Here is an 18808-nt window from a genome sequence, read left to right as displayed (position 1 = left end):
GTCCTTACATTGTGGTTGGCGCGTTTATTTTTGGCATGTTATTAACACCACCCGATGTCATTTCACAAACACTGCTTGCGATACCAATGTTGATTTTGTTTGAGATAGGTTTACTGTTTGCACGCTTTTATGTGCCAAAAGAAGAGCCAGAAGAAGAATAATAAAAAGAAAGATAAACGCCACTGCGTTACACAATAACTTGCGCTAAATTGTTTTCAAAAAGCCTTAGGAATCGTTACAAACTAACTTGTTCTAAATTATTTTCAAAAAACCTTAGGAATCGTTACAAACTAACTTGTTCTAAATTATTTTCAAAAAACCTAAAATGACTGGTTATTTTGAAAATAAAAGCGCAAGTAACTTTGAAGCCGATCCTTAAATGACGGGTTATTTTGAAAACAAAAGCGCAAGTAATTTTGAAGCCGACCCTTAGCCACTCACCACACAGTTTTTACCACGTTTTTTTGCTTTATGAAGCCCAAAATGAACACGTTTCATTAACTCCTCGAGTGAAGTGCTATTGTCCGATTGCACCACTGCAAAACTGGCGCTGAGTTCAACACCATCTTGTAATGTGCGATAAAGTGTTGAACGTAATTTTTCAGCAAGAATAAGCGCTTGTCCATCTTTACAAACAGGGCATAAAATCAGAAACTCCTCTTCACCCCAACGTGCACAAAAATCTGTCTTACGAGTATTATTTATGAGCATTTCAGCGATTTCAATTAATACTCGATCTCCGCGCACATAACCAAGCGTATCGTTGATCACTTTGAAGTCATCAATATCAAAAATCATCACACAGAAGTCTTCGTGGTAACGTAAAAAACGATCCCATTCAGCCTCTAGCTTACGCTCTAACGTGCGTCGATTAAATAGTTTGGTAAGGGGGTCTTGTGACGCCTGTTGCTCTACAATCGAGCGATAAGTGGCACATTCATGTAAGCGACGCGACAAAAAATAGACAACACTCATTAACAGCATGAACGCAAGCGGGAAAAGTTCATCAAGCTGTATCGATTCATATTCACGTGAGAAATGATAAAACTGCTCAAATAGATCAGTTTTAATAAAAAAAAATGCCAATAAAACATTGAAAATTATTATTAAAATAAGATCAAAAACTATCTTGGATTTACGTTGAAGCTTGCTATTTAACATGTTTCACACCAGAAAAGAGTTTATTAGCTAAGCTTAGACCACCATACAGGCTACGCAGTGAAATTAGCCATTATTGAGGTTCAGTTTAGCTTTAACTTATTGATACAGCCTTAAAAACGCCACGCAATAAAACGGCTAATTTTTTGCCCTTGTGTCATTTTGATCACTTCTACTTGTTTTGCACCAATCTGTGTTAAACGTTTTTTAAGTGGTGCTATATTTTCTGATTTAGAGACCAAACTTGAAAACCAACCTACCTGTGTTGCAAAATCAACACTCTCATTGACCATCTGTTTTAAGAACGCTATTTCGCCTCCTTCACAACAAAGTTCATTTTCTTTTCCTGCAAAGTTTAAACCTACTTTTTGAGCCGCCTTCCCTTTATTTAGATTTTTCACTTTACGGGCATTACCTGCACTGGCTTGCTGCATCGACGCATGAAAAGGAGGGTTACACAACGTCAGTGCAAACTTATCATTAGGCTTAATAATATTATGAAAAATAGATTTTTTATCTTTTTGTAAACGTAGTTTAATAAAAGAACTCAGGTTTTTGTTGAACTTTACAATCGATCCCGCTACTTTTATTGATGTTGAGTCAATATCTGCACCAACAAATGACCAACCGTAACTTTGACTGCCGATAATCGGATAGATACAGTTTGCGCCCATACCGATATCGAGTACCTTTATTTTTTTACCCGTTGGAATCTCTCCGTCTTTCATTGCTAATAGATCCGCCAATCCATGAATGTAATCAGCACGCCCGGGAATAGGTGGGCAGAGATAACCCTTAGGCAGTTGCCAAAAATCGATATGATAGAACTGTTTTAATAACGCCTGATTTAAGGCAACTACCGCACTGTTTTGACTGAAGTCGATGGTTAAGTTGCCATATTGGTTTTCAAACACAAACGCCGCCAATGTTGGAAGCGTTTTACACAATACATTAAAGTCGTAACTGCCTTGGTGTAAATTACGTGGATGCATTCATTTCTCCCTCTATTTTTATTTTTTCTACAATCGCTAATAGCCCATTGGTGCGCGAAGGGCTAAGGTGATTTAGCAAGCCTAGTTGCTCAAATACCTCCTTAATATCGACTTCTGCAATTTGTAGGCGACTTTTATCTTGAAAAATGATCAGTAAAATCATCATCAGCCCTTTCACCACTCGGGTATCACTGTCCATTTTAAAATGAAACAGATCCCCTTTTTTTTCAACACAACACCAAGCAAGACTTTCACAGCCTTTAATTTGGTTAAGCTCTGTTTTTTCAGACTCATCTAAAGCAGGCAATTTTTTACCTAATTGAATAATTAAACGATATTGTTTATCCCAGCTTTTATTGTTAGCAAAGTCTGTGAATAACTGCTCGATGGGTATTAATGGGTTACTCAAAGTTAATCCTTTTATATGTAAAAGCAAAAGCCAAAAGCGCTGCAGCTAAAGCAGCTGTTCCGAAACAGCTATCGGAAGCGAGACTTTAGTCCTGCCGTACTTATATATTATTTTTTTTGTTTCATGTAAGTTGAAAACAGCACTAACGCGCCACTACTACCGGTGAGTTTTGCACTGTTATTATCATCTCGTCCGACCCAGGTGGTCACTACCTCACGCGCATTAAAACCAACAAACCAACTGTCTTTTAGATTGTTGGTGGTACCTGTTTTTCCTGCAAAAACTTGGCCTTTATTGCGCCAACGTAAACTGCGAGCGGTGCCCTCAGTGGCCACTTTATGCAAGGTATCAGTGAGTTTTTTAACCGCTTGTGGTGAGAAACGTTGCTCTGTCCTATCGTGACGTTGATACAGCAATTCCCCTTCTATTGACGTGATAGCACGTATCATCTGTAGTGTGCGATAACGCCCCTGCATAGTGATAGGTTGATACATCTGCGCTACTTGAAAAGGCGACAATGAAACGCTACCTAATATTAATGAGGGGTAAGCTTTTATCTTCTCTTTCACCCCCAACTTGTGCAACGTATTGATGACATTACTTAGCCCCACCTGCATACCCAAGTTTACCGTAGGAACATTAAGTGATTTATAAAGCGCCTCTTCAAGCGTGACTTCCCCTCGGAATTTTCGATCGTAATTTTTCGGTTGCCAGCGTTGCCCCGTGCTGTTTTTTAAGACTATCTGTTTATCATTTAACACGCTGTTTAACTCATAACCTGCCTCTAGTGCGGTCAGGTAAACCGCAGGTTTAACCAGTGAACCGATCGGTCTATTGGCATCCAAGGCGCGATTAAAACCGCTAAATTTTACATCTCGACCCGAAACAATCGCACGCAGTTCAGCATATTTCCTATCGGTAACCACCATCGCCCCTTGCAGTAATTTTTGACTGTTTTTATCGACCTTTTCTAAGCCATTTTCCACGGCAAACTCTGCATGTTGTTGAGCAAGAGGATCAATCGAAGTAAAAATAGATAAGCCACTCTGTTTGCGCACTGAGCTTGGCAATTGTTGTTTCATTTCACGATGTAAAAAGCTAATAAAAGCAGGATTGGCACGTTTATTCAGTGCTGAACGCGCACTTAATCGAAGTGCGTCTGCCACCGCATATTTATAATCGTTACTATTGATAAGTCCATTTTCAACCATTAAACGCAGTACCAGATCACGCCTTGTTAAGGCGCGATCTGGATTACGACGCGGATTATAATAGGAGGGACCTTTAATAATCGCCACCAGCAGTGCAATCTGTTCAATACGCAATTCATTGATTGGCCGTGCAAAATAAAAGTCACTCGCAAGCCCTATTCCATAGACACCTGTTTTGCCATTTTGAGCCAGATAAACTTCATTCAGATAAACCTCTAATAACTTATCTTTACTGTATTTATAGTCCATCAACAGTGCAATATACGCCTCTTGAAACTTACGCCACAAACTTCTTTCCTGCGTTAAAAACAGGTTTTTAGCTAACTGTTGCGTTAGCGTACTGCCCCCCTGCACTGTATACCCCGCTTTAAAGTTAACCATAAAAGCGCGTAAAATAGCGAAAGGTGAGATCCCTTGATGGTGGTAATAATTTCTGTCTTCCATCAATAATAACGTATCGATAAAGAGATCAGGGATCTTCTCAAAAGGCACAAACAGACGATCTTCAATTTGGTCTGAGTGTAAACGCGCTAAAAGTAGCGGATCAAGTTTAAACGTTGCTAAGTTTTCTCCTGCACTATTTTTAATAGAAGTAATACGGTTATAAACAAAAGTAACTATTACCTTCTCTTTAACTGCTATCCCTTGTGGGAAATCAAAAGCACGGCGATATATCTCAACACGGTCCCCTTGCACAGCAAACTGTCCTGCACTTTGTACGGTTCGTACTGGACGGTAATTAAGCATTCTAAGCTCACTAATAAGTGCTTGTTTTGTGACTGATTGATGGGGCTGTAATAACAAAGGTCGCGCATAAACCTGTGCAGGCAGAGTCCATGTTGAACCCTCTAGTCTACGCTCTATTTTTTTATCAAAGTAGATCCCAGCTATCACCATTAAAGCGATAAAGACAAGGCTACTTTTCCAAAAAAACGACCAGATAAAAGCCAACAAACGTTGCTTAAAAGTGATCTTTTTAGCCTTTTTTTTACGGCTTCTCTTTTTCACTGTTTTTTTACTTGTTGTCATTGTTCATATACTTTTTAGTGCGTTTGGTGGCTTGTGCTTGCAGGGGATCATCAGGCCAATAATGTTTAGGATAACGTCCGCGCATCTCTTTTTTAACATCGTTATAGGCGCCCAACCAAAAAGAGCTTAAATCTTGCGTTAACTGCAATGCTTTTCGGGCAGGTGATAATAGCGCTAATTGTAACTGAATGCGCCCCTCAAAAATGCTGGGTGTCTCCTGTTGCCCAAACAACTCTTGCAGACGCACCGATAAAACCGGACTCTCTTTTTCTCGGTAGCTTATTTTTATCTTCGATCCTGTAGGGACACTTTTATGAGTAGGAAACTGTTTTTCAAACGTCTGTAAAACAGACCACTGCAAGCGCGCTAACAATGCCCCTTTGAGATCTAACCGTTTTAATTGCTCAGGTTTACTAATACCATTCAGGTAAGGTGTTAACCATTCATCAAGCTCGTTTAACAGTGTCTGTTTTGAAAAACAGGGAAACGCAATGGCATAATCAGACTGCTGATATTGCAGATAAGCGTATTGCAGACGGGTTAATAACTGCTGATTTTCATCAGACCAACTCAGTACTGATAATCCTGCTTTTTTTAAACCCGTGATTAACGCTTCACTTTTCTGTTTATTAGTCACATTATGCAGAGGCTGTTTTTTAATGGTTAACTTACCTAATAACAGCCGTTTTTCTGCGATTAAACGCGGTTTATTCAAGAGTGACCAATAAACTATTTCACTCGCTTGAAAATAGTGGGGTAGATATTGCTGTAGCACTTCAAGAGACACTTCACTGGCTTTATAGATAACACTGTTTACCGCACGTTCAGAGAATGCTAAATCTGCCACCACCAGCATCTTCTTGCCCATTAATGAGGACTCAAACCATAAACTTGCTCCGATGCCACTACTGAGCTGATAACTGCTTTGATCATCACGCATCAGCGCAATTCTGTCGGGGAAAGCGATGGCTAATAATAGCCCACAATAATGTGTGGGTAGTGGGTTATGTGATTTGTTAAGCTGCAGTTTTTTTAATAATTTGCTTTGCTGCTGTTTAACCAAGTAACTCGGTTTGAGCAGTAAAGCTTCAAGGTCATCAGCCGATTTTTCATTGCTTTCAAGTAATGCAACCAACAGACAAGCCAATTCAACAATGCCATCAATCGCCAATGTTTGCACCATGATTAAGAGATGCCCTAAACGTGGATTCACAGCTAACGCACTGATCGCTTGACCATGTTTGGTGATACGCCCTTTTTTATCGATGGCATTAAAGGTGCTTAACAACGCCATCGCAGTATCGATATTTACTTGTGGTGGTTGAGTGATAAAATCGAGATCCTGTGGCGAACTCACTCCCCAATTAAGTAACTCCAGCATTAATGAGGTCAGTTCACTGCGTTTTATCTCTGGCTCACTGTGTTGATTTAAACGCGTCTCCGCAGACCATAAACGATAGCAATGTCCCGCACTTAATCGACCCGCTCGCCCTGCACGTTGAGTGGCGCTTGCTTCGCTAATGCGTTGCGTTTGTAACTTACCAATACCAGATTGTGTTTGATAGTTCATGCTTCGCTCAAAGCCAGAATCAACCACGATACTGATCCCCTCAATGGTTAAACTGGTTTCAGCGATATTGGTCGCGATCACAATCTTGCGTTTTCCTGAGGCGCAGTTATTAATCGCAAGCTGTTGTTCGCTCAAGCTTAACGCGCCATACAAAGGTGCAATTACCACATCACTAGGCAAATTCGAGGCTAACTGCGATTGACAGGTTTTTATCTCTTTTATGCCCGCAACAAACAGTAAAATATTACCCGTTTGTTCATTAAAAGCACGCAGTGTCAGTTTAACTAGATCAGCAAGCATGCTCTGTTTTTTACTTGCCTGATAATAGGTTTGAATTGGGTAACTACGCCCCTGCGAACTGACAAAGTAAGCATTAGGGAGTTTCTCTTGTAACTGACTATTTTCAAGCGTGGCAGACATGATCAGTATTTTTAAGTCCTCACGCAAGCCCGCTTGCACATCCAACGCTAGCGCCAAACCTAAATCCCCCTGTAGGTTACGCTCATGAAATTCATCAAAAATAAGCAGATCGACCCCAGTCAGTTCAGGGTCGCTTTGTAACATTCGCGTTAATACCCCTTCCGTGACAATCTCCAGTTTGGTATTTTTACCGATACAGCTCTCACCACGCATGCGATAACCAATAGACTCCCCCACTTTTTCGTCAAACAACGAAGCAAGGTAATAAGCAATATTTTTAGCAGCCAAACGACGAGGCTCAAGCATCACGATTTTTCCCTCAAACCATTTTTCCTGCACCATCTTAAAAGGCAGACAAGTAGATTTACCTGCACCAGGAGGCGCTTGTAAAATAAGTTGTGGGGCAACGGACAAATTTGCTTTAATTTCGCTAAGCACAGACTTAATCGGTAAAGAGGACAAAATAGCGTGAAACTCCCAATAAAATAAAAGTGGTTAAATGGTCGCCATTCAAACAAAAAAATCAAGATAAAAGAAGACTAATCAAGTAAATCTATTTGACTCAGTGGGCAATTCTTGCTATAGATAGCCGCCGAAAATAAGCAGAGACAATTTTAGCACCAAACAAAGGTCGCTTCTCTGTTAATTAATACACTAAATTAAAACGTTTCTACTTATACGTTTTAATGAAAGGAAAACAATATGCCCGCAACGAAAACCAAAAAAACATTAGGCATTTTAGCCATTGCTGGTGTTGAACCGTATAAAGTGAAGAAAAGCGAAGAATACATGAGTGCAGCGCAAACAGATCACTTCACCACTATTCTTGATTCATGGCGTACACAACTCCGGGAAGAGGTTGATCGTACTGTTGATCATATGAAAGATGAAGCGGCTAACTTCCCCGATCCTATCGATCGTGCAACACAAGAGGAAGAGTTTAGTTTAGAGTTACGTGCTCGCGACCGTGAGCGTCGTTTAATTAAAAAAATCACTAAAACTCTAAAGAAAATTGAAGAAGATGATTTTGGTTTTTGTGACTCTTGTGGCATCGAAATTGGTATTCGTCGTTTAGAAGCACGTCCAACGGCAGACCAGTGTATCGACTGTAAAACACTCGCTGAAATCAAAGAAAAACAGATTATTGGTTAACTCCCTTTATCTGTTGATATGGAACGGTTAGCCATGTGCTAGCCGTTTTGGTTTCTGGAGTGCTATGTCTTTATATATTGGTCGCTTTGCCCCCTCGCCTTCTGGACCACTGCACTTTGGTTCATTGGTTGCTGCGCTAGGTAGTTATCTACAAGCAAAATCGGTACAGGGTAAGTGGTTGGTACGTATCGAAGATATTGATCCCCCTCGTGAAATCGCTGGTGCCAGTGCCGATATTCTCGCCACACTGCAAGCTTATGGTTTACAGTGGGATGACGAAGTCGTTTATCAAAGTCAGCAAAGCGCCCGCTATGAACAGGTATTGGCTTCACTTAGCAAACAGCAGTTAAGCTATGGTTGTTGTTGTACCCGTAAATTAATCAAAATGCAGGGTGGACTCTATCGAGGCAACTGCCGAGATAAAAAACTGAGCGAGAAAAATAATGCAGTGCGTATTAATATCGCTAAATTATCCTCTCCGATCACCCGCTTTCAAGATCAATTACAGGGTGATATTAGTTTAGATAAGCAACAAGCAAATGAAGATTTTATTATCAGACGCAAAGATGATTTATACGCCTATAATCTTGCGGTAGTGATCGATGATATTGAACAAGGTATTACTGAAGTGGTGCGCGGGGCGGATCTACTTGCCACCACAGGCAAGCAGATAAGCTTATACCAGTTATTAAAAGAGCAGAGCCCCACTTATCTCCATCTGCCCTTAGCGGTCACAGAGCCGGGTTTAAAGCTCTCTAAGCAGAATCACGCATTAGCGATAGATAAAGAAAATCCAATACCAACATTATTAAAAGCGCTGTTTTTTTTAGGACACCCAGTGCCAAAACAGGTCGATAAAAATAGTTGTGAGACTATTTTAAATTGGGCAATTAAAAACTGGTGTTTAAGCAAACTGCCTAAACAAACCGAGATCCAAATAGAAAAATAAAGTGGAGTCAAAAGTTGGGTCAGATCAAACTTTATTTCTTAGTTTAATATATTTAACAAACTTAGCAAACAAAGCCACTGTTTATGCACGTTGCAAGCATTTACAGCATTAATTAATTGGGAAATCGTATTTAAATTTGATCTGACCCGACTTATTTATTTGTATTTCCTTAGACGCGCACATAAAATAGGCGCTTAATTTTTTCAATCAGCATATCGAGGATAATATCATTAAACGATTAAAGAAATTCGTTAAAAAAGTGTTTGCTAAAGGCAAAAAAGATCAGTCAAAACAGAGCCAGAAAAAAACGCCTGAAATCACCTATGACGCTTATAAAATCCCGCGAAGTCAACATACGATTTCACGTAACGATATTGATGATAACGCTTTAAAAGTGCTTTACCGCTTACACAACGCAGGCTTTCGTGCTCTATTAGTCGGGGGTGGCGTGCGTGATCTGCTACTTGGTTTAAAACCCAAAGATTTTGATATTACCACTAATGCAACGCCTGAAGAGGTGAAAGCGCTATTTCGTAACTGCCGCTTAATTGGTCGTCGCTTTCGTTTAGCACATATCCTTTTTGGCCGTGAAATTATCGAAGTCGCCACTTTTCGTGGTCATCACGATGATAAAAGCGCGCAAGATAAACAAAAAGTAAAACAGTCACAAGCAGGAATGCTACTGCGTGATAATGTTTATGGATCACTGCAAGAAGATGCAGAGCGTCGTGATTTCACTGTCAATGCACTCTATTACGATATTGCAGATTTCTCGTTATATGACTTTTTTGATGGCATTAACGATCTCAATGATCGTAAACTGAAATTAATTGGTGAGCCAGAAGTACGTTACCGTGAAGATCCTGTACGTATGATGCGTGCAATCCGTTTTGCAGCCAAACTCGATCTTGAAATAAGTGACGAGTGTGCAGAGCCTATCCGCCGCTTAGCCCCTCTTTTACAAGATATTCCCGCAGCCCGTCATTTTGATGAGGTGATCAAACTACTCCTTTCAGGGCAAGGGTTCAATACTTACCGTTTGTTGAAAGAGTACAAACTGATTCAGGTGCTTTTCCCCGTTCTCTTTAAAGAGGGTGAAGATGACAAAGCAAACAGCATGATTGAACAAGCTTTAAGAGATAGTGATCAACGTATCCATGAGGGGAAACGTGTTACCCCCGCTTATATTTATGCCATTATGCTTTGGTATCCGCTTGAACAACGCGCCCATGCGATAAGCTTTGAGAGTGGTATGGAGTATCACGATGCGTTCCAACTAGCGATGAATGAAGTATTATCCATTCAAGTAAAAACGATTGCGATTCCAAAACGTTTTAGTGCAACGATTCGTGACATTTGGAACCTACAACTACGCTTACCACGTTACCAAGGTAAACGTGCGCAACGTGTATATCATCACATTAAGTTCCGAGCAGCCTTTGATTTTTTAGAGCTACGCGCCAAAGTGGAACAAAGTGAAGAGTTAGCAGAATTAACCGCATGGTGGCAAGAGTATCAGTTGCATAATGAACTACCGCAACATGATCACAGTCGTAAACGTAATAATCGTAGCGCCGAGCAAAAACCAGAGGGTAAAAAACCTTATAAAAAGCGCCCTTATAAAAAACCAGCTTCGGAACAAAGCAGTGATTAGTTATATAGGCATCGGCAGTAATCAGAAAGATCCTGTCAAACAAGCAAAACAAGCAATTGAAGCGCTTAAAACACTGACCAACAGTGAGCTAACAAAATGTAGCTCGCTGTATTGTAGCGCGCCAATGGGGCCACAAGATCAACCCGATTACATTAATGCAGTAGCTGAAATTAAAACCCAACTTTCAGCTCTCGAACTGCTCGATGCACTGCAAAAAATCGAATTAGATCAAGGCCGTGTACGTAAAGATAATCGTTGGGGGCCACGCACCTTAGATCTGGACATCATTTTGTATGATAATCAAACAATACACAATAATCGTCTTACTATTCCTCATTACGGTATGAATACACGTGAGTTTGTACTTTATCCGTTACATGAAATAGCGCCTAATTTATCCCTACCAAACAACACACTATTATCGCAATTAGTGTCATTATGTGATAAAAATGGCCTTACCAAAATCAGTGATATCCATCACAATAAATAATAGTGACCCACTCTGGAGTTAACATGGCTCGAATTAGCGTTTCTCGTTTAGCTAAAATGAAGATCGACAATCAAAAAATCACCTGTATTACCGCTTATGATGCCAGTTTTGCAGCCATTTTTGACCAAGCAGGAATTCAAGTTTTATTAGTCGGAGACTCGTTAGGCATGGTATTGCAAGGCCATGATTCCACACTGCCCGTGACGGTTGATGATATAAAATATCATACGACTTGTGTTGCTAGCACCGCTAAAAATTCACTGATTATTGCTGACCTACCTTTTATGAGTTATAACACCGCCGAGCAAACCTTTGAAAATGCAGCTATTTTAATGCGTGCAGGGGCAAATATGGTCAAGCTGGAAGGTGGAGAATGGTTAAGTGAATCAGTACAAGGTTTGATTGAGCGCGGTATTCCCGTGTGCGGTCATTTAGGGTTAACACCACAATCGGTTAACGTATTGGGTGGCTATAAAGTCCAAGGGCGTGAAGAGGCGCAAGCTGATAAGTTAGTCAGTGATGCACTGTTATTAGAAAAATCAGGCATACAGTTATTAGTCATTGAATGCGTGCCAGTACCGCTTGCAGAGCGAATCAGTAAAGCGTTACAAATTCCCGTTATCGGTATTGGCGCAGGCGCACAAACTGATGGTCAGATTTTAGTGATGCATGATGCATTTGGCATTTCCGCAGGTTTCTGCCCTAAATTTTCAAAGAATTTTTTAGTGGAAACAGGTGATATTCGCCGTGCAGTATCCCTTTACAAAGAGCAAGTGGAAGCAGGCACATTCCCAGCTGATGAACATAGTTTTTATTAAGCGAGTGCTTACAAAAAACAGGCAGGACTGAAGCCCTACGGTTTGATTGTTGTTGGAAGGTTTATAAAAATGTTAGTAATTGATTCCCCAAAAGTATTACGTGAAGCGATTAAAAAGTTCAAGCGACAAGGCAAAGCGATCTGCTTTACGCCTACCATGGGTAACTTGCATCAAGGGCATATTGAACTGGTGAAGCAGGGACAAAAAGTTGCACCTATCTCCGTAGTGAGTATTTTTGTTAACCCGATGCAGTTTAATAATCCAGACGATTTGAAAAACTACCCCAAAACATTAGATGCAGATTGCCAAGCGCTTGAAGCAGCAGGTGTAGATATTGTTTTTACACCCAATAGTGAGGTTATCTACCCGAATGGCTTAACCACGCAAACCTATGTTGAAGTACCGGGTTTATGCGACTGTTTAGAAGGTGAACTTCGCCCCGGCCATTTTCGGGGCATGAGTACCATTGTTAATAAACTGTTTAACCTTGTACAACCCGATTACGCCTGCTTTGGTGAAAAAGATTTCCAGCAGTTAGCGATAATCAAACAGATGGTCACTGATTTAGCGATGCCCATTGAGATAATCCCCGTGGCAACAGTACGTGAAGAATCAGGCCTTGCCATGAGTTCGCGTAATAATAAACTCACTGAAACAGAAAAGCTTAAAGCACCGTTACTCGCGGCCGTGATGAATCAACTTAGCAATGATGTACAAAAAAATACTACACAGCATTCACTACTCATAGCAGATGCCTGTCAAGAGTTAGAGCTAGGCGGTTTTAATACTGATGCCATCCATATTGTAGACGTACAAACATTACAAGCGGTGACAGAGCAGAGTAAACAAGCCGTTATATTAATGGCGGCTTTTTTAGGTTCAACACGTTTAATTGATAATAAAGTGGTTACTTTAAAGCATAATTTGCACCAGTAAAGAATTTACTTTATAGTCGCCATCTTGCTGAAAAAGTCAGCAAGTATTAAAATGAAATAGAAAGGTTTTTGTATGCAAAAGACATTGTTGACTGGCAAACTTCACCAAGCACGCGTGACACATGCTGAATTAAATTACGAAGGTTCATGTGCCATTGACCAAGACCTGCTTGATCAATCTGGTATCTTAGAATACGAGAAAATCGAAATCTACAATATTGAAACAGGTGGTCGTTTCTCAACCTACGCTATCTCTGGTGAACGAGGTTCAAAAATCATCTCGGTTAATGGCGCTGCAGCACGTATGGCAGCGGTAGGTGATCGCGTGATTATTTGTGCTTACGCAAGCATGAGCGAAGCTGAAATTGCAGTACATAAACCAAGCTTGGTGTATTTAGATGTGGACAATAACATTGTTCGCACCAGTAAAGATGTCCCAATGCAAGTCGCTTAATTTAAAATATAAACATGTAAAAAACAGAACCGATAATAGCTTACTATTATCGGTTTTTTTATTTTAGCAATGATTTAAAATAGGCTTTTCGCTCTATTAATAAAAACAGGCAGATAAGCAGATAGATAGTTGGCTCAATTAATCCCGATTTTACCGACCAGTAATAGTGAATGGTCGCCAACAATACTGCCCAATAAACAAAACGATGCAAGGTTAACCACTTTCTTTTCATTAAACGTTTAATCATGTTTATTGAGGTGATACTGAGCAGTAATAAAATCACCCATGCAAGCGCACCCAAACTCAAATAGGGGCGTTTTATTACCTCATCAAAAAACAGTAATAACTCCCAATCCAGCTCTAGCCAGATAAATACCAGCAGATGTAAACAGATCCAAGCGAAGCTATATAAACCTAATAAACGCCTAACTCGAATTAACAATGGCATTTTAAAACGTTTAATAACAGGGGTGACCAACAAGGTCAACAGCAGAAAATTGAGTGAGGTTTTACCTAGAAAGTGAATCATCTCTTTCACGGGATCTGCACCAAGTAAGTCTTGATCAATTAAATAAGCTAAGTAAACAAAAGTAGCCAATGCACAAAGGTGAATAAAAACTTTCAGATAAAAAATCCCTCTCATTGAAATTTTCATCAGTAGTTTCTTGTTAGATCTAAGTTTTTGTAAAGGTGCGCGACTTCATCACCATACCCATTAAACATCAGCGTATCTTTACGGGTTTGTGCAAACACATTACCTTCACCAATAAAGCGTTCACTGGCTTGACTCCAACGAGGGTGATCTACATTCGGGTTCACATTGGCGTAAAAACCATATTCTGAATGGGCGATCTTTTTCCACGTATTAAGTGGCTGTTTATCGGTAAGGGTAATACGTACAATCGATTTAATACCTTTAAAACCATATTTCCACGGAACGACTAAACGAATAGGCGCACCGTTTTGTGGCGCTAAGGTTTTGCCATATAACCCCACAGAAAGTAACGTGAGCGGATTCATCGCTTCATCTAAACGTAATGCTTCCACATAAGGATAATCGATACTCCCCCCAATACGTCTTGAGGCTTGTCCGCGCATCTGTTGTTCATCATGTAACGTTTCAAAATGCACATATTTAGCCCCTGATTGCACGGAGACCGATTTTAACAAGGTAGCAAGCGTAAAGCCTAACCACGGGATGTTCATTGACCAACCCTCAACACAGCGCATGCGATAAAAACGCTCTTCAATATCAAAACGTTTTAGCAGATCTTCATAATTAAGCGTGATGGGTTTATCCACTAAACCATCGATGGTTAACGACCAAGGTTTTACTTTAAACTGCTGCCCATATTCAAAGGGGTCTGCCTTGCCGGTGCCAAACTCATAAAAATTATTGTATTGCAGGATCTTCTTTTCAGGGGTAAGTGGTTTTAATAACTGATAACGAGGATGGCTGCTGTATGTTAATTTTTCACGTTGAAAAATAAGCCCAGAGTTATCAGCTGCACTGGGATCATTTGAAAATAGATCAAATAATCCCGCTTGTGCAGAAGGAATAAAGGGTAATGAAGCGAGACCTAACCCTAATTTTTTCAATAACGAACGACGATCTAAATAGTGTGTTTCACTGGTCAGTTGTGACTCTTTGAGTTGTGATTTTTTGGTTTTTTTTATTAGCATAAAGTATCCCCTTTGTTGCATCTACTAACAGACCGTATAAAAGGGGATTAAATTTCACAATCTATTTGCCAATAACTGCCACACCTTCTTATCCCTGTTTTTGGGTTTTCTTACTTGCGTCTTCCGGCAAATCAGAACGAGGATCATTAAGCATGTTAACTAAGTTACCACAAAGTTTCTTTTTACCGGTGTCATCATATTTTTCATGCTCAAATTTAGTTTTCTGTTGCGTATTAGCTAAACTTTTTTCTTTAAACTTTAGATAGCTCACTTTGAATTTTTCATTCTTATCAGCCGCCTGCTCCAACAATAACCAATAGACTTGCCAGCGATTAGCATTGCGTTTTTGCCACACTTTCAAACTTGTATCTAGCTCTTTTTTATCTACAAAATCGTAAGACCAACACTGATTGAAAAAACTTTCCCACATATCTTTTGCTCCGTGTGCTTGCAAAGGGATAGCGAGTGGGTTCTTAGAGTGTTGAATTTGACCTGCCACACTGGCTGAACTTACTGTAAAAGCCAGCAGTAGCGAGGCTAAAGCAATTTTTAATTTCATATAATCATCCTTGATTAAAGTAATAACATTAGGTTAATAACGATATTAAACGCAACGAACTCTGCCCACTTGCCCAGTATTTCCGTTCAAAGGGAGTGATCGCATTTTCCGTTTGGTAGAGTTCTACTGTACAGTTTTGCTCTGCCAACGTTAATGCTCTTGCAAACTCTTTGATATAAAGATGCCAATTACTGCGTAGCTCTAACTCTCCGCCTAATGCAATAATTGCAGGAAAAACAGCACTGCCATGCCAACGACGTTGCAGATGTTTGGCTTTAGGCCACGGGTTAGGATAAAGCAGGTAATGGTGTGACAGTTTCCAGTTAGCTTGCACCGCTAAACGCCAAAAATCATTAAGATTCACCTGCAACAAACGGTAGTTATCCAATGTTTCAAAGCCATGTTTACCTAATCTATCTGATGACTTATCCATACCTAATACAATCGCTTCAGGGTGTGCTTTGGCAATATGATAAGTGCTTTCACCCACACCACAACAAGAATCAAAAATAATCGGTTTGCCTTGTTGCTCAACCCACTTTTCTATTTTTTTAAATGCATCCAATGTATGCTGCTGATACGGTTTACGAAAGGGATGTTTAAGATGCTTTAATACCACCTCATCTAACTGCTCATTAAGACCATCTTGATTACTGGTAATAATACGTGAGTTACCTAATTCATTCATGAACGGATCCCAATGCCTTTGCTAAGCAAAACGGCGACTAATGTATATAAAGCAACAATAAACGCGATTATTACAGAAAATGACCAAATTAATGAAACATCTGCAATGCCTAAAAATCCATAACGAAAGGCATTAATCATATAAAAGACAGGATTGAAATGGGAAACCGCTTGCCAAAAATCGGGCAGTAAATTAATCGAATAAAAGACGCCTCCAAGATAGGTTAAAGGCGTCAACACAAACGTAGGAATAATACTAATATCATCAAACGTTTTGGCAAAAATAGCATTTAACAGCCCACCAATTGAGAACAAAATAGAGGTACATATAACGCTTAATATTAAAACAAAGATATTAAAGATTTGTAAATCCACAAAAAATAGCGATACACAGGTGACCATAAAGCCAACCATCAAACCACGCGTAACCCCCCCGCCGATATAACCCAAGATAATCACATAGTTAGGTACAGGGGCAACTAATAGCTCCTCCACATTACGTTGGAATTTGGCACTAAAAAACGAGGAAGCAACATTAGAGTAGGAGTTAGTGATCACTGACATCATGATCAAACCGGGTACGATAAATGACATATAATCAAAGCCATTCATCTCACCAATACGCGCACCAATTAAGTTGCCAAAAATAACGAAATAGAGACTCATTGTGATAACGGGTGGCACTAACGTTTGCACCCAAATACGTAGAAAACGATTAATTTCTTTACGCCAAATACTCTTTAGTGCGATGAAATAATTATGATTAAACATTTTTAGATCCCTTTTCCACAAGTCCAATAAATAGCTCCTCTAAACGATTGGCTTTATTACGCATACTATTAACACGTACACCTTGCGCGCTAAGCTCTGCAAACACTTTATTAAGAGATTGGTTTTTATCTAACTCAATTTCTAATGTCACCTCATCAACCTGTTTAATACTAAAAAATTCACTACTAGGTAAGTGTGTTGGGGGATCAACATCAAAAATAAATGTTTCTGTTTCAAGGCGTGCAAGCAATGATTTCATACTGGTATTTTCTACTAAGCAACCTTTATCAATAATGCCTATATTACGACATAGCATTTCAGCTTCTTCAAGATAATGGGTGGTTAATATGATAGTTACCCCTTGCTTATTAAGCTCAGTGAGAAATGCCCACATAGTGCGGCGTACTTCAATATCAACACCTGCCGTTGGTTCATCTAAAATCAGTAAACAGGGTTCATGCATCAGCGCACGTGCAATCATCAAACGACGTTTCATTCCTCCCGACAGCTCTCTTGAGGGTTGGTCACGCTTCCCCCAAAGATCTAACTGCTTTAAATACTTCTCTGCACGTATTAATGCTTCTTGACGTTTAATACCGTAATAACCTGCTTGATTAACCAATATCTGTAAAGGCGGTTCAAACTGGTTAAAATTAAACTCTTGAGGTACAAGGCCAATTTTCGCTTTAGCTTGCTCGAGTTGTGATTCTAAATCATACCCAAAAACAGAGATTTTCCCTGATGTTTTATTCACTAATGAAGAGATAATACCAATTAGTGTCGATTTTCCCGCACCATTAGGCCCAAGTAGTGCATAAAAATCCCCCTTTTTAACTTGTAAAGAGATCCCTTTCAGGGCTTCAACACCACCTTTATATATTTTCTTAATATCTTTAATATCAATCGCATACATGATTTTTAGCCTTATTCATTAAAACTAACGAAACCAATATAGGGAAGATTTCGATAAAACTGAGCGTAATCTATCCCATAACCAACAACAAATTTATCTTCAATAGAAAAACCTTCCCATTGAACCTCGACGTCAACTTCTCTTCGAGAAGGTTTACTAAGTAGTGTACAGATAGCAAAGGATTTTGGATCTCGTATCAGAAGCATTTTTTTTATTTTTGTTAATGTATTTCCAGTATCGATAATATCTTCAACAATTAATACATCGCGCCCATGGATCTCTTCATCAAGCTCTTTAAGTATTTTCACATCACCAGAACTATCTGTACCAGAGCCGTAACTTGAAGTGGTCATAAAATCTAAAACAACAGGAACAGTAATTAAACGTGCTAAATCAGCTAAGAAAATAACTGAACCACGTAATAAACCAATAAGAACAAGGGACTTAGTATCTTTATAATGCTCATTGATTTCAGTTGCCATCTGCTGAATGCGCACTTTAATTTCTTCTTCAGAAATAAAAGGTATAATTGTGTGGTTTGGGTTCATGGAAACTCCAATAAATAAAATAGCCAATGATTATATCACTAAATATCCTTCTCGAATGTAGCAAATTAAAATCGATTTCTATTTCTATTTCTATTTCTATTTCTATTTCTATTTCTATTTCTATTTCTATTTCTAGAAGAATACTTTTCCATGTTCGAGTCGTCATCACTTTAGCGCCTAAACGAAAAAATCCCTGCTGACATAGTCACAGGGATTTTCCGTTATTCTTTAAAATAAAGAGGGGCGCTTGGCGATGGGTGAATATCGTTCGTAAACATTGCCTGATGGCAACTCACCCTACTATCACTGTGCGTATTGGCCACTCATTATCTCAGAAATGATTATCAATCATTTCTTTCTGTCCAAATATCCGCTTTAACCTTCTCATGTTCGAGTCGTCATCGCT

The 18808-nt window shown here is 39.5% G+C and carries 20 protein-coding genes; 8 read left to right on the top strand and 12 right to left on the bottom strand.

Features of this window, described 5'->3' with window-relative positions; all coding sequences use genetic code 11:
- Positions 1-161, top strand: a 161-nt coding sequence (locus tag G322_RS20465; RefSeq protein WP_033422107.1) for a twin-arginine translocase subunit TatC, incomplete at its 5' end; no start/stop codon positions are given.
- A 268-nt stretch (positions 162-429) separates the two neighbouring features.
- Here G322_RS20465 and G322_RS22265 read toward each other — a convergent pair.
- The 5 genes from G322_RS22265 to hrpB form a co-directional block, all read right to left on the bottom strand.
- Positions 430-1086 (bottom strand): GGDEF domain-containing protein, encoded by a 657-nt coding sequence (locus tag G322_RS22265; protein WP_169337474.1) that lies wholly within the window; start codon positions 1084-1086, stop codon positions 430-432.
- A gap of 185 nt (positions 1087-1271) precedes the next feature.
- Positions 1272-2150, bottom strand: coding sequence for a 23S rRNA (adenine(1618)-N(6))-methyltransferase RlmF (rlmF, locus tag G322_RS0110225; protein ID WP_022941697.1), 879 nt, complete (start codon positions 2148-2150; stop codon positions 1272-1274).
- A complete protein-coding gene (locus tag G322_RS0110220; protein ID WP_022941696.1) occupies positions 2137-2559 on the bottom strand; it encodes a SufE family protein in 423 nt (140 codons plus the stop codon). Before G322_RS0110220 ends, rlmF begins: the two co-directional genes overlap by 14 nt.
- Positions 2560-2666: 107 nt before the next feature.
- Complete coding sequence (mrcB, locus tag G322_RS20455; protein ID WP_022941694.1) at positions 2667-4799, bottom strand: penicillin-binding protein 1B; 2133 nt, start codon at positions 4797-4799, stop codon at positions 2667-2669.
- On the bottom strand, positions 4786-7251 hold the full coding sequence (hrpB, locus tag G322_RS0110205; RefSeq protein WP_022941693.1) for an ATP-dependent helicase HrpB: 2466 nt from the start codon (positions 7249-7251) through the stop codon (positions 4786-4788). Before hrpB ends, mrcB begins: the two co-directional genes overlap by 14 nt.
- Before the next feature lie 240 nt (positions 7252-7491).
- On the opposite strand from hrpB, the gene dksA reads away from it, so the two are divergent.
- The 7 genes from dksA to panD all read left to right on the top strand — a co-directional run bounded on the left by dksA (position 7492) and on the right by panD (position 13241).
- Positions 7492-7941, top strand: coding sequence for an RNA polymerase-binding protein DksA (gene dksA, locus G322_RS0110200; RefSeq protein WP_022941692.1), 450 nt, complete (start codon positions 7492-7494; stop codon positions 7939-7941).
- Between the two features lie 64 nt (positions 7942-8005).
- Positions 8006-8890, top strand: a complete 885-nt coding sequence (gluQRS, locus tag G322_RS0110195; RefSeq protein WP_022941691.1) for a tRNA glutamyl-Q(34) synthetase GluQRS — start codon at positions 8006-8008, stop codon at positions 8888-8890.
- A gap of 259 nt (positions 8891-9149) precedes the next feature.
- Positions 9150-10544: a polynucleotide adenylyltransferase PcnB gene (pcnB, locus tag G322_RS0110190; RefSeq protein WP_022941690.1), complete on the top strand. Its 1395-nt coding sequence runs from the start codon at positions 9150-9152 to the stop codon at positions 10542-10544.
- The gene (folK, locus tag G322_RS0110185) at positions 10537-11034 is read left to right on the top strand and encodes a 2-amino-4-hydroxy-6-hydroxymethyldihydropteridine diphosphokinase (RefSeq protein WP_022941689.1); all 498 of its coding nucleotides are present in this window, start codon (positions 10537-10539) and stop codon (positions 11032-11034) included. The genes pcnB and folK overlap by 8 nt, the downstream gene beginning before the upstream one ends.
- A gap of 23 nt (positions 11035-11057) precedes the next feature.
- Complete coding sequence (gene panB, locus G322_RS0110180) at positions 11058-11852, top strand: 3-methyl-2-oxobutanoate hydroxymethyltransferase (RefSeq protein WP_022941688.1); 795 nt, start codon at positions 11058-11060, stop codon at positions 11850-11852.
- A 69-nt stretch (positions 11853-11921) separates the two neighbouring features.
- Positions 11922-12788 (top strand): pantoate--beta-alanine ligase, encoded by an 867-nt coding sequence (gene panC, locus G322_RS0110175; protein WP_022941687.1) that lies wholly within the window; start codon positions 11922-11924, stop codon positions 12786-12788.
- Positions 12789-12860: 72 nt separating this feature from the next.
- Positions 12861-13241, top strand: coding sequence for an aspartate 1-decarboxylase (panD, locus tag G322_RS0110170; protein WP_022941686.1), 381 nt, complete (start codon positions 12861-12863; stop codon positions 13239-13241).
- A 58-nt stretch (positions 13242-13299) separates the two neighbouring features.
- Here panD and G322_RS0110165 read toward each other — a convergent pair whose 3' ends face one another.
- The 7 genes from G322_RS0110165 to hpt all read right to left on the bottom strand — a co-directional run bounded on the left by G322_RS0110165 (position 13300) and on the right by hpt (position 18402).
- Positions 13300-13896, bottom strand: coding sequence for a protein-methionine-sulfoxide reductase heme-binding subunit MsrQ (locus tag G322_RS0110165; protein ID WP_022941685.1), 597 nt, complete (start codon positions 13894-13896; stop codon positions 13300-13302).
- Complete coding sequence (gene msrP / locus G322_RS0110160) at positions 13896-14924, bottom strand: protein-methionine-sulfoxide reductase catalytic subunit MsrP (RefSeq protein ID WP_022941684.1); 1029 nt, start codon at positions 14922-14924, stop codon at positions 13896-13898. The genes G322_RS0110165 and msrP overlap by 1 nt, the downstream gene beginning before the upstream one ends.
- Positions 14925-15012: 88 nt before the next feature.
- Positions 15013-15483: a hypothetical protein gene (locus G322_RS0110155; RefSeq protein WP_022941683.1), complete on the bottom strand. Its 471-nt coding sequence runs from the start codon at positions 15481-15483 to the stop codon at positions 15013-15015.
- A gap of 28 nt (positions 15484-15511) precedes the next feature.
- Positions 15512-16171 carry a tRNA (guanine(46)-N(7))-methyltransferase TrmB gene (trmB, locus tag G322_RS0110150; protein WP_022941682.1) on the bottom strand — a complete coding sequence of 220 codons (660 nt, stop codon included), beginning with the start codon at positions 16169-16171 and terminating at the stop codon, positions 15512-15514.
- Complete coding sequence (locus tag G322_RS0110145; RefSeq protein ID WP_022941681.1) at positions 16168-16941, bottom strand: ABC transporter permease; 774 nt, start codon at positions 16939-16941, stop codon at positions 16168-16170. Before G322_RS0110145 ends, trmB begins: the two co-directional genes overlap by 4 nt.
- Entirely contained in the window at positions 16934-17854 is a 921-nt protein-coding gene (locus tag G322_RS0110140) for an ABC transporter ATP-binding protein (RefSeq protein WP_022941680.1), read from the bottom strand. Before G322_RS0110140 ends, G322_RS0110145 begins: the two co-directional genes overlap by 8 nt.
- A gap of 11 nt (positions 17855-17865) precedes the next feature.
- The gene (gene hpt, locus G322_RS0110135; protein ID WP_022941679.1) at positions 17866-18402 is read right to left on the bottom strand and encodes a hypoxanthine phosphoribosyltransferase; all 537 of its coding nucleotides are present in this window, start codon (positions 18400-18402) and stop codon (positions 17866-17868) included.
- Positions 18403-18808: the final 406 nt, after the last annotated feature.

Source organism: Psychromonas hadalis ATCC BAA-638, from assembly GCF_000420245.1.
GTDB classification, from domain to species: domain Bacteria; phylum Pseudomonadota; class Gammaproteobacteria; order Enterobacterales; family Psychromonadaceae; genus Psychromonas; species Psychromonas hadalis.
Note: the sequence above shows the minus strand (reverse complement) of the source record. Positions and strands in the feature narration are given on the sequence as shown.

Excerpts from the sequence above, each read along its gene's own strand:
- rlmF (WP_022941697.1), bottom strand. The coding sequence starts at position 2,150 with ATGCATCCACGTAATTTACACCAAGGCAGTTACGACTTTAATGTATTG.
- mrcB (WP_022941694.1), bottom strand. The coding sequence starts at position 4,799 with ATGACAACAAGTAAAAAAACAGTGAAAAAGAGAAGCCGTAAAAAAAAG.
- dksA (WP_022941692.1), top strand. The coding sequence starts at position 7,492 with ATGCCCGCAACGAAAACCAAAAAAACATTAGGCATTTTAGCCATTGCT.
- gluQRS (WP_022941691.1), top strand. The coding sequence starts at position 8,006 with ATGTCTTTATATATTGGTCGCTTTGCCCCCTCGCCTTCTGGACCACTG.
- panB (WP_022941688.1), top strand. The coding sequence starts at position 11,058 with ATGGCTCGAATTAGCGTTTCTCGTTTAGCTAAAATGAAGATCGACAAT.
- panC (WP_022941687.1), top strand. The coding sequence starts at position 11,922 with ATGTTAGTAATTGATTCCCCAAAAGTATTACGTGAAGCGATTAAAAAG.
- panD (WP_022941686.1), top strand. The coding sequence starts at position 12,861 with ATGCAAAAGACATTGTTGACTGGCAAACTTCACCAAGCACGCGTGACA.
- G322_RS0110165 (WP_022941685.1), bottom strand. The coding sequence starts at position 13,896 with ATGAAAATTTCAATGAGAGGGATTTTTTATCTGAAAGTTTTTATTCAC.
- msrP (WP_022941684.1), bottom strand. The coding sequence starts at position 14,924 with ATGCTAATAAAAAAAACCAAAAAATCACAACTCAAAGAGTCACAACTG.
- G322_RS0110155 (WP_022941683.1), bottom strand. The coding sequence starts at position 15,483 with ATGAAATTAAAAATTGCTTTAGCCTCGCTACTGCTGGCTTTTACAGTA.
- trmB (WP_022941682.1), bottom strand. The coding sequence starts at position 16,171 with ATGAATGAATTAGGTAACTCACGTATTATTACCAGTAATCAAGATGGT.
- G322_RS0110145 (WP_022941681.1), bottom strand. The coding sequence starts at position 16,941 with ATGTTTAATCATAATTATTTCATCGCACTAAAGAGTATTTGGCGTAAA.
- G322_RS0110140 (WP_022941680.1), bottom strand. The coding sequence starts at position 17,854 with ATGTATGCGATTGATATTAAAGATATTAAGAAAATATATAAAGGTGGT.
- hpt (WP_022941679.1), bottom strand. The coding sequence starts at position 18,402 with ATGAACCCAAACCACACAATTATACCTTTTATTTCTGAAGAAGAAATT.